The sequence below is a fragment of the Streptomyces sp. NPDC017225 genome, from assembly GCF_044331465.1.
In the GTDB taxonomy this organism is placed as follows: Bacteria; Actinomycetota; Actinomycetes; order Streptomycetales; family Streptomycetaceae; genus Streptomyces.
Genome location: NZ_JBIRNE010000045.1, coordinates 1 through 10,784, shown reverse-complemented (window position 1 = coordinate 10,784; position 10,784 = coordinate 1). Strand labels below are relative to the sequence as shown.

General features: G+C 74.9%; 2 protein-coding genes. Both read right to left on the bottom strand.

What is annotated here, in order from left to right; all coding sequences use genetic code 11:
- On the bottom strand, nucleotides 1-1,726 hold a 1,726-nt coding region (locus ACH4NX_RS38230), incomplete at its 3' end, for a type I polyketide synthase (protein WP_398153395.1).
- 33 nt (nucleotides 1,727-1,759) lie between these two features.
- Nucleotides 1,760-10,777, bottom strand: a complete 9,018-nt coding sequence (locus ACH4NX_RS38225) for an SDR family NAD(P)-dependent oxidoreductase (RefSeq protein WP_398153394.1) — start codon at nucleotides 10,775-10,777, stop codon at nucleotides 1,760-1,762.
- Nucleotides 10,778-10,784: the final 7 nt, after the last annotated feature.

Below are 10,784 nucleotides of genomic sequence, written 5' to 3'. Positions count from 1 at the left end.
GACGAGCCGCGAACACCGGCGACGTGTCCAGCAGCTCACGCCCCATCCCCGCCCACTGCGTCCCCTGACCCGGGAACACCAGCACCGTCCGACCGGACGACTGCGACGCCACACCCTCCACCGCGAGCTGGTCCAGGGTCACCGAGCGGTGCTCCAGGGCCGAGCGTCCGGTGGCCAGGCTGAAAGCCACGTCGAGCGGGCGCAGTTCACCGGCGGGCTCCAGCAGACGCCCCACACGTTCGGACTGTTCCTTCAGGGCGGCCTGCGACCTGGCGCTCACCACCAGCGGTACCACGGGCAGCGTCTCCCGCACCTCCGGTCCGTGGACCGGCTCGACGGCGGGGGCCTGCTCCAGGATCACGTGCGCGTTGGTCCCGCTCACCCCGAACGACGACACCCCCGCCCGACGCGGACGGTCCGCCGCCGCGGGCCAGTCACGGGTCTCCGTCAGCAGTTCCACGCCGCCTTCGGACCAGTTGATCTCCGCGGACGGCGCGTCGACGTGCAGGGTCTTCGGCAGGACACCGGCGCGCAGCGCCATCACCGTCTTGATGATGCCCGCGACGCCCGCGGCGGCCTGGGTGTGGCCGATGTTGGACTTCAGCGAGCCCAGCCACAGCGGGCGTTCGCCGGTGCGGGCGCGGCCGTAGGTGTCCATGAGGGCGTGCGCCTCGATCGGGTCGCCGAGCCGGGTGCCCGTGCCGTGCGCCTCCACGGCGTCGATGTCGGCGGCGGTGAGCCCGGCGTCGGTGAGGGCCTGACGGATCACGCGCTGCTGGGCGGCGCCGCTGGGTGCGGTGAGGCCGTTGCTGGCGCCGTCCTGGTTGACGGCGGAGCCCCGCAGGACCGCCAGGACGCGGTGGCCCCGGCGTACCGCGTCGGACAGCCGCTCCACGAGCAGCATGCCGGCGCCCTCACCCGGGCCGAAGCCGTCGGCCGCGTCGGCGAAGGCCTTGCAGCGGCCGTCGGCCGCCAGGCCGCGCTGGCGGGAGAACTGGACGAACACGGCGGGGGTGGACATGACGGTGACACCGCCGGTGAGCGCCAGGTCGCACTCCCCGGCTCGCAGCGCGCGGACGGCCTGGTGCAGGGCGACCAGGGAGGAGGAGCAGGCCGTGTCCACGGTCACGGACGGGCCCTCCAGGCCCAGGGTGTAGGAGATGCGGCCGGAGGTGAAGCTGACGACGCCTCCGGTGAGCAGGTCGCCCTCCAGTTCGGCCGAGGGCTCGTGGACGGCGGAGGTGTAGCCGCCGTCCCAGGCCCCGACGAACACGCCGGTGCGGGAGCCGCGCAGGGAGCGCGGGTCGATGCCGGCGCGTTCCAGGGCCTCCCACGAGGTCTCCAGGAGCAGTCGCTGCTGGGGGTCCATGGCGAGGGCCTCGCGGGGCGAGATGCCGAAGAACGCCGGGTCGAAGGCGCCCGCGTCCGGCAGGAAGCCGCCTTCGCGGCAGTAGGTGCGGCCGGCCGCGTCCGGGTCCGGGTCGTACAGGCCCGTGGTGTCCCAGCCGCGGTCGCCGGGCAGCGGGGAGACCGCGTCGGTGCCGGTGGACACCAGCTCCCACAGGGCCTCCGGTGAGGCGGCACCGCCGGGGAGGCGGCAGGCCATGCCGACGATCGCGACGGGCTCGTGGGCCCGGGCCTCGAGTTCCCGGAGGCGTTCGCTGGTGCGGTGCAGTTCGGTGGTGGCCCGCTTCAGGTAGTCGCGGAGCTTGTCTTCGTTCGCCATGTCTGTCTGGTCACCCCGTCACGTGGTCGCGGCTCAGTACCGCTCGTCTATGAATGCGAAGATCTCGTCGTCGTCGGCGTCCTGGAGGGAGTCGGCCGTCGTCTCGTCCGTCGCGTGCGTGCCCCGCGTGCCGCCGATGCCCTGCCACAGTCCGGTGAGGGCGGTGAGGCGGCCCGCGATCTCCTGGTGCGTGGTGGCGTCCGGAGCGGTGCCGTCGGCGGCCTGTCCGACGAGGGCGCCGAAGAGGGCCTCCAGCCGGTCGAGTTCCGTCATGACGGACCTGCCGCCGGCGTCTGCGGGCAGCGGGGTCCCGGTGTCCTCGGGGACCAGTTCGGTACGCAGGTGCGCGGCGAGCGCGAGGGGCGTCGGGTGGTCGAAGACGAGGGTGGCCGGCAGGCGCAGTCCGGTGGCGGCGGCCACCCGGTTGCGCATCTCGACCGCGGTGAGGGAGTCGAAGCCGGTCTCCTTGAAGGCCCGGTCGGCGGCGATGCCCTCGGGTCCGCCGTGACCGAGGACGGCGGCGGCGTGAGCGCGGACGGTGTCCAGGAGGAGCTCCTCCTGCTCCTCGACGGAGAGTCCGGTCAGCCGGGCGGTCAGCGTGTCGGCCTGGGCGGGGGCCTCCTGCGGGGTGTGCCGCGCGGTGTCGGTGGTGCCGCCCTGGACGAGTGTGCTGAGGAAGGCGGGGACGGGGCCGGCGGCGCGTACGGCCGCGTGGTTGAGCCGGATGGGCACCTGGAGCGGGCTGTCGGCGGCCTGCGCCGCGTCGAACAGGGACAGGCCCTCGGCGTCGGTGAGGGGCAGGACCCCGCCCCGGGCGAGCCTGCGGTGCATGCCGCTCTGGTCGAGGTGACCGGCCATCCGGCTGTCGCCGGCCCACAGACCCCAGGCCAGGGACACGGCGGGCAGCCCCAGGGAGCGCCGGTATCCGGCGAAGGCGTCGAGGAAGGCGTTGGCCGCCGCGTAGCCGCCCTGGCCGGGGCTGCCGAACAGGGCCGATGAGGACGAGTACATGACGAATCCGGTGAGGTCCAGGTCACGGGTGAGGTCGTGCAGGTTGAGCACGGCGTCGACCTTGGGGCGCAGGACGGTGTCGAGGTCGTCGTGGGTGAGCGCGGGCACGGTGCCGTCGGCGAGCACGCCGGCGGTGTGCACGACGCCGGTCAGCGGCCGGTCGGCGGGGATCTTCGCGAGGAGCGCCGCGAGCTGCTCCCGGTCGCCCGCGTCGCAGGCCCGTACGGTGATCTCGGCGCCCAGACGGGTCAGTTCGGCGGCGAGTTCGGGGGCGCCTTCGGCGTCGGGGCCCTGGCGGCCGGCGAGCACGAGGTGGCGCACGCCGTGCTCGGTGACGAGGTGGCGGGCCACCGCGCTGCCGAGGGTGCCGGTGCCGCCGGTGACCAGGACGGTGCCGTACGGCCCGAAGGACGGTGGCATGGTCAGGACCAGTTTGCCGGTGTGCCGGGCCTGGCTGAGGGTGCGGAAGGCCTCGCGGGCGCCGCGGATCTCGTAGGTCGTCAGCGGCAGCGGGCTCAGGACGCCCCGGGCGAACAGGTCGAGCAGTTCGCGCAGCATCTCGCCGACGGTGTCGGGGCCGGCCTGGACGAGGTCGAACGCCTGGTACTCGGTGCCCGGGTGGGTCTTCGCGAGGTGCTCCGGGTCGCGTACGTCGGCCTTGCCGAGTTCGAGGAAGTGCCCGCCGTGCGGCAGCAGCCGCAGGGAGGCGTCGACGAACTCGCCCGCGAGGGAGTTGAGGACGATGTCCACGCCCCTGCCGTCGGTCGCGGCGAGGAAGGTGTCGGCGAACTCGGTGGTGCGGGAGTTGGCGATGGCGCGGTCGGCGAGGCCGAGTCGGCGCAGGGTGTCCCACTTGCCGGTGCTCGCGGTGGCGTACACCGTCAGGCCGAGGTGGCGGGCGAGCTGCAGGGCGGCCATGCCGACACCGCCCGCGGCGGCGTGGACCAGCAGGGACTGCCCGGGCCGGGCTCCGGCCAGGCGGGTGAGGGCGTAGTGGGCGGTGAGGAACACGGCCGGCACGGACGCGGCCTCGGCGTAGGTCCAGCCGTCGGGGACGGGGGCGACCATGCGGGCGTCGGCGACGGCGAAGGGGCCGAAGCCGCCGGTCCACATGCCGAGGACGCGGTCTCCCGGGGCGAGGTGACGCACGCCGGGGCCGGTCTCGGTGACGATGCCCGCGCCCTCGGCGCCCATGACGGCCTCGCCGGGGTACATGCCGAGCGCGATGAGGGTGTCGCGGAAGTTGACGCCGGCGGCGCGGACGGCGATGCGTACCTGTCCGGGTTCGAGGGCGGCCAGGGTGTCGGGCGCGTCGGTGAGACGCAGTCCGTCCAGGGTGCCGGTGCCGGTGGTGGCCAGCCGCCAGGCGGTGCTGTCGGCCGGGGGCAGCAGCAGGTCGCCGCGTGCGCCGGTCTCGCCGGCGCGGGCGAGCCGCGGAACGCGGACGGCGCCGCCGCGGACGGCGGTCTGCGACTCGCCGCAGGCGAGGGCGGCGGCCAGGGTGGTGCCCTTGAGGGTGTCGGGGCGGTCGACGTCGAGGAGGACGAAGCGGCCGGGTTCCTCGGACTGGGCGGACCGGATCAGCCCCCACACGGTGGCCCCGACCGGGTCGACGACCTGCTCGTCGGCGCCGGCGGCCACCGCTCCCCTGGTGATCAGGGCGAGGGTGGTGCCGGCCAGCCGGTCGCCGGCCGCCAGCCAGCCCTGGGCCAGGTCCAGCGCCCGGTGGGCGGTGGTGTGCGCGGCCGGCGCGTCGGGGCAGGGGTGCTGTGGGAAGGAGATGACGACGGTGTCGGGGGCGGGGCCGGTCTCCGTGGCGGCGAGCAGCGCGGCCAGGTCGGGGTACCAGTCGCCGTCGGTGCCGGCGGCCTCCATCGCGGCGAGCACCTTGGCGTGGTCCTCGCCCACGACCGCCAGACGGCGCACGGGCAGCGCGGCCGGGACCGGCAGCGTCGGCCAGTCGACCTCGTACAGGGAGCCGTGGTGTCCGGTCCGGCCGGCCGACGCGGCGGCCAGCTGCTCGTCGGAGACGGTACGCACCAGCAGTTCGTCGATGTCGAGGACGGGCCGTCCGGTGTCGTCGGTGGCGCTCAGGGCGACGGCTTCCGCACCGGCGGGGCGGACCGTGACGCGCAGCCGTGCGGCGCCCTCGGTGTGCAGGGTCACGCCGCGCACCGCGAACGGCATGCGGGTCTGCCCGTCCTCGGGGAAGAACCGGCCGAGGCTCATCGCCTGGAGGGCCGCGTCGAGCAGGGCGGGGTGGATTCCGTAGCCGGTGCCGGTGGCCTGCTCGGGCAGCTGGACTTCGGCGTGCACGGTGTCGTCCTGCGTCCAGCCCGCGCGGAAGCCGCGGAAGGCCGGCCCGTAGTCGTAGCCGCGGGCGGTGAAGTCCTCGTAGAAGGAGGCGGGTTCGCCGTGCGGTACGGGGGTGGCGGCGGCCGGCGGCCACGGGGCGGGGGCGACGGCCTGTGCTTCGGTGCCGGACGCGGGTGCGACGACGGCTTCGGCGTGCCGGGTCCAGGGGGTGCCGGGCTCGGCGCCGGCCTCGCGGGAGTGGACGGTCAGGGTGCGCCGTCCGTCCTCGCCCGCGGCGGCGACGAGCAGCCGCAGTTCGAGGGCGCCGGTGTCGGGCAGCGCGACGGGGGCCTGGAGGATCAGTTCGTCGGTCCGGGCGCAGCCCGACTGCCGTCCGGCCCAGCCGGCGAGGTCCACGAGGGCGGCGCCGGGCAGCAGGGTGGTGCCCAGCAGGGCGTGGTCGGCCAGCCAGGGCTGGGTGTCGGCGCCCAGCCTGGCCGTGTAGACGACGGACCCCGACTCGGGCAGTTCCACGCCGGTGCCGAGCAGGGGGTGTGCCGCTTCCCGCAGTCCGACGGCGGACAGGTCGCCGCGCCGGGCCGGCGCGCTGTACCAGTACCGCTCGCGCTGGAAGGGGTACGTGGGCAGCTCGACGCGGCGTGAACCGGTGCCGAAGAGGGCGTCGGCGTCGATCTCGACGCCACTGACATGGGCGGTGCCGAGGGCCGCGGCGAACCAGCGGGCGCCGCCCTTGTCTCGGCGCAGGGTGCCGAGGACGGCCGCGCGGGCGCCGCGGTCCGCGACGGTCTCCTGGAGGGAGGCGGCCAGCATGGGGTGCGGGCTGGGCTCCAGGAACACCTCGTGGCCGTCGGCGACGAGGGCGCGGGTGGCGGCCTCGAACTCCACCGGGTCGCGCATGTTGCGGTACCAGTACCCGCAGTCCAGTTCGGCGGTGTCCAGCAGGCCGCCGGTGACGGTGGAGTAGAACGGGATGTCGCCGGTGCGGGGCGCGACGGGGGCCAGTACCTCCATGAGGTGGTCCTTGAGCGCGTCTACCTGTGCGGAGTGCCCGGCGGTGTCGACGCCGGGGATGGGGCGGGCGTGGACGCCGTCGGCGGCGAGTTCGTCGAGGAGTTCGCGCAGTGCGCCGGGGTCACCGGCGACGGCGGCGGTGTTCGGGCTGTTGACGGCGGCCACGGAGAGCCGGTCGCCGAACCGGGCGAGGCGGGCCCGCAGGTCCTCGGCGGACAGGGACGCGGCGATCATGCCGCCCTGGCCGGCCAGTGTCAGCCAGGCCTGGCTGCGCAGGGACACGATGCGGGCGGCGTCGTCGAGGGAGATGCCGCCGGCGACGTACGCGGCGGCGATCTCGCCCTGGGAGTGGCCGACGACCGCGGAGGGGTGCACGCCCAGGGAGCGCCAGGTGGCGGCCAGCGACACCATCATCGTGAACAGCACCGGCTGGACCACGTCGACGCGGGCCGTGGAGGGGGCGCCGGGCACCTGCCGCAGGACGTCCAGCACGGACCAGTCGAGGTGGGCGCGCAGGGCCTCGTCGCACTCGCGCACGCTCGCGCGGAAGGCGGCGGAGCGTTCCAGCAGTCCTTCGGCCATCGACGCCCACTGGGAGCCCTGGCCGGGGAAGACGAAGACGATCCGGTCGCCGGGCCCGGCGGTGCCGCGCAGCACGACGGGGTGAGGGCGGTCCTGGGCCAGGCAGTTGAGGGCGTCGAGGAGTTCCTCGCGGCTCTCGCCGATGACGGCGGCCCGGTGCTCGAAGCGGGAGCGCGCGGTCATCAGGGTGTAACCCGCGTCGGCGGGGTGGGTGTCGGGGTGTTCGATCAGTTCGGCGCGCAGCCGGGCCGCCTGGGCGCGCAGGGCGGACTCGTTGCGGGCGGAGAACAGCAGCGGGACGGTGACCTCCGACCACCAGTCGGTTCCGTCCTGGCCGGGGTCCGCGGTGTCGGGCCGCGGCTCGGGCCGGGGGGCCTCCTCGAGGATGACGTGGGCGTTGGTGCCGCTGATGCCGAAGGCGGAGACGGCGGCGCGGCGCGGGGTGTCCCGCTCGGGCCAGGCCACGTCGTCGGTGAGCAGGGAGACGGCGCCCGCGGACCAGTCGACGCGGGGGCTGGGCTCGTCGACGTGCAGGGTGCGCGGCAGTACGCCGCCGCGCAGCGCCTGCACCATCTTGATGACGCCGGCGACTCCGGCGGCGGCCTGGGTGTGGCCGAGGTTGGACTTCACGGAGCCGAGCCACAGCGGCTCGTCGCCGGGGCGTTCGGCACCGTAGGTGGCGAGCAGGGCCTGGGCCTCGATGGGGTCGCCGAGTTCGGTGCCGGTGCCGTGGGCCTCGACGGCGTCGACGTCCCGGGGTCGCAGGCCCGCGTCGGCGAGGGCCTGGCGGATGACCCGGACCTGGGAGGGTCCGCTGGGGGCGGTCAGGCCGTTGCTGGCACCGTCCTGGTTGACGGCGGAGCCGCGGATGACGGCGAGGACGGGGTGTCCGTTGCGCTCGGCGTCCGAGAGCCGTTCCACGAGCAGTGTGCCGGCGCCTTCGCCGAGCGTGACGCCGTCGGCGCCGGCGGCGAAGGCCCGGGAGCGGCCGGTGGGGGACATGACGCGCTGGCGGGAGAACTCGACCAGCATCTCCGGGGTGGACATGACGGTGGCGCCGCCGACGAGTGCCAGGCCGCACTCGCCGCGGCGCAGCGACTGCACGGCCAGGTGCAGGGCGACCAGGGACGCCGAGCAGGCGGTGTCCACGGTGACGGCCGGGCCCTCCAGTCCGAAGACGTAGGAGAGGCGGCCGGACATGACACTGGCGGAGTTGCCGGTGCCGAGGTAGCCGTCGAAGTCCTCGTCGCCGTTCTGGAGCAACGGCATGTAGTGCTGGCCGTTGGTGCCGATGAACACTCCGGTGCGGCTGCCGCGCACCTGGGCGGGGTCGAGCCCGGCGCGTTCGAACGCCTCCCAGGACGTCTCCAGCATCAGCCGCTGCTGGGGGTCCATGGCGAGGGCCTCGCGGGGCGAGATGCCGAAGAACTCCGGGTCGAAGTCGGGAGCCTCGGGCAGGAAGCCGCCTTCGCGGACGTAGGTGCGTCCCTTGGCCTCCGGGTCGGGGTCGTAGAGGCCGTCGAGGTCCCAGCCGCGGTTGGTGGGGAAGGGTGTGATGGCGTCGCCGCCGTCGAGTACCAGCCGCCACAGCTCGCCGGGGGTGCTGACGCCGCCGGGGAAGCGGCAGGCCATGCCGACGATGGCGACGGGTTCGGCGTCGCCGTCGGCGGGCGCGACCGCGAACGGCGCGTCGGCGGACTGGTCGGCACCCGCGCCGGTGACCAGTTCCCTCAGGTGGCGGGCGACCGCGGCGGGGCTCGGGTGGTCGAAGACCAGGGAGGCGGCCAGGGGCAGGCCCGTCGCCTCGCGCAGCCGGTTGCGCAGTTCGACGGCGGTGACGGAGTTGAAGCCCAGCGCGCGGAAGGCGCGGTCGGGTGCGATGCCGTCGGAGTCGGAGTGCCCGAGGGCGGCGGCGACGTGGGTACGCACCAGTCGCAGCAGTTCCCGCTCCTGCTCCTGGTCGGACTTGCCGAGCAGGGCGGCCGCGAGCCCGCTGGTCTGCTCCTCGCGGCCGGATACGGCCGGCTCCTCCCGGCGCGCCCGCCGTACCGCGGGCAGCTCGTCGAGGAGCGCGCAGGGCCGGGCGGCGGTGTAGGCGGGTTCGAACCGGCTCCAGTCGACGTCGGCGACCGTGATGCCGGTCTCGTCGCGGCCGAGGACGGCGTCGAGGGCGTCCAGGGCGCGCTCGGGGGCGAGGAGGCTCAGACCGGTGCGCGCGAGGTGCCCGGCGGAGACGCCGGAGGTGTTCCGCCAGGGGGTCCAGGCCACCGAGGTGGCGGCCAGGCCCACGCCTCGACGGGTCTGGGCGAACGCGTCCAGGTACGCGGTACCGGCCGCGTAGCCGCCCTGGCCGGCTCCGCCCCAGACTCCCGCGACGGAGGAGAACACGACGAAGGCGTCGAGTTCGGTGCCGGCGAGGAGCGCGTCGACTCGGGTGGGCAGGTCCGTCTTGGCCAGGACCGCGGCGGCGAAGCCCTCCATGGTGGTCTCGGTGAGCGTGGTCGGTGGCGCGACGGGCGGTGCGACGTAGACGGCGGACGGGGTGTGCCGGGTGAGGAGTTCACCGAGCGCGTGGTCGTCGGTCAGGTCGCAGGGCGTGACGGTCGTACGGCCTTCGATGTCGGCGAGTTCGTCCGCGACGGCGCCGGTGAGTCCGGCGAGTACGACGTGCTCGGTGCCGGACGCGAGCAGGCGGCGGGCCAGTGGTGCCGCGACGCCCGCGATGTCGCCGACGACGAGCGCGGTGCCTCGCGTGTGCCGCGCGCCGTCGGCCGGGCCGAGCTGGGCCTGGACGAGGCGGCGGCCGAAGACACCGGAGCCGCGGACGGCCACCTGGTCGTCGTTACCGGGTGCGGCCAGCAGGTTGGCCAGTTGCTGCCAGGGCCGGGCGTCGGTCTGCCCGCCGGCGGGCAGGTCCGCCAGTCCTCCCCACAGGGTGGGGAGTTCGAGGGCGGCGACGCGGCCCAGGCCCCAGATCTGCGCCTGTGCGGCGGACGGCACCTCGGTGGCGGTCACCGTCACGGCGCCCTCGGTGACGGCCCAGAGCCGGGCTCCGGTGCCCGCGTCGGCGGCGGCCTGGGCGAGGGTGAGGGTGGCGGCGAGCCCGAGCGGAACGGCCGCGTGGTCGGGGTGCTCGCCCTCGGCCAGGGCGAGCAGGGACAGGATGCCGGTCAGCGGCTCGGCGCCGGGACGGTCGGTGGCCTCGGCGAGCCGGGCGCGCAGCAGGGACCGGTCGGCGTCGGCCGGGCTGACGGCGAACGGCTCCACGACGGCTCCCCGGGCGGCCAGGTGCTGCCGGGCGAGTTCGGCGGCCTCGGACCCGGCCGGTCCCTCGGGCAGGACCAGTAGCCACCGCCCGGACAGCCGGGCGGGGGTCTCGTCGGCGTCGAGGGCCTTCCACTGGACGCGGTAGGTGAGCGAGTCGGTCTGCGACGCGTCGGCTTCGAGCCAGTAGTGCTGGTGCTGGAAGGGGTAGGTGGGCAGGTCGACGCGCCGGGCGCCGGTCCCCTCGAAGAGGGCGGACCAGTCGACGGACGTGCCGTGGACGAACAGTTCGGCGGCCGAGGCCAGGAAACGGGCCAGGGTGCCCTCGTCCCTCCGCAGCGAGCCCACGGCGGTGACGTCGGCGGTGACGTCGGCGGTCTCCTGCACACCCATCGTCAGCACCGGATGAGCACTGGACTCCACGAACGTCCCGAAACCCTTCGAGATCAGGAGACGCACGGTCTCCTCGAAACGGACGGTGTGCCGCAGATTGCGGTACCAGTAGCCCGCGTCCAGAGTCGTCGTGTCCGTGGGTGCGGCGTCGACGGTCGAGTAGAACGGGACACGGGCCGCACGCGGGGTGATCGGGGCGAGGACGTCGAGGAGTTCGGCCTCGATCCGCTCCACATGCGCCGAGTGCGAGGCGTAGTCCACCGGGACCTGACGAGCCCGGATCTCCTCCCCCCGGCAAGCGGCGACGAACTCCACGATCGCGTCGGCGTCACCCGCGACGACCGTACTGGACACACCATTGACCGCGGCCACATCAAGCCGGCCCACCCAGCCCGACAGACGGGTCTCGACCTCCGCACGCGGCAGCGACACCGACGCCATACCACCCAGACCCGCCAGCTCGCGGCCGATCACCTGGGCC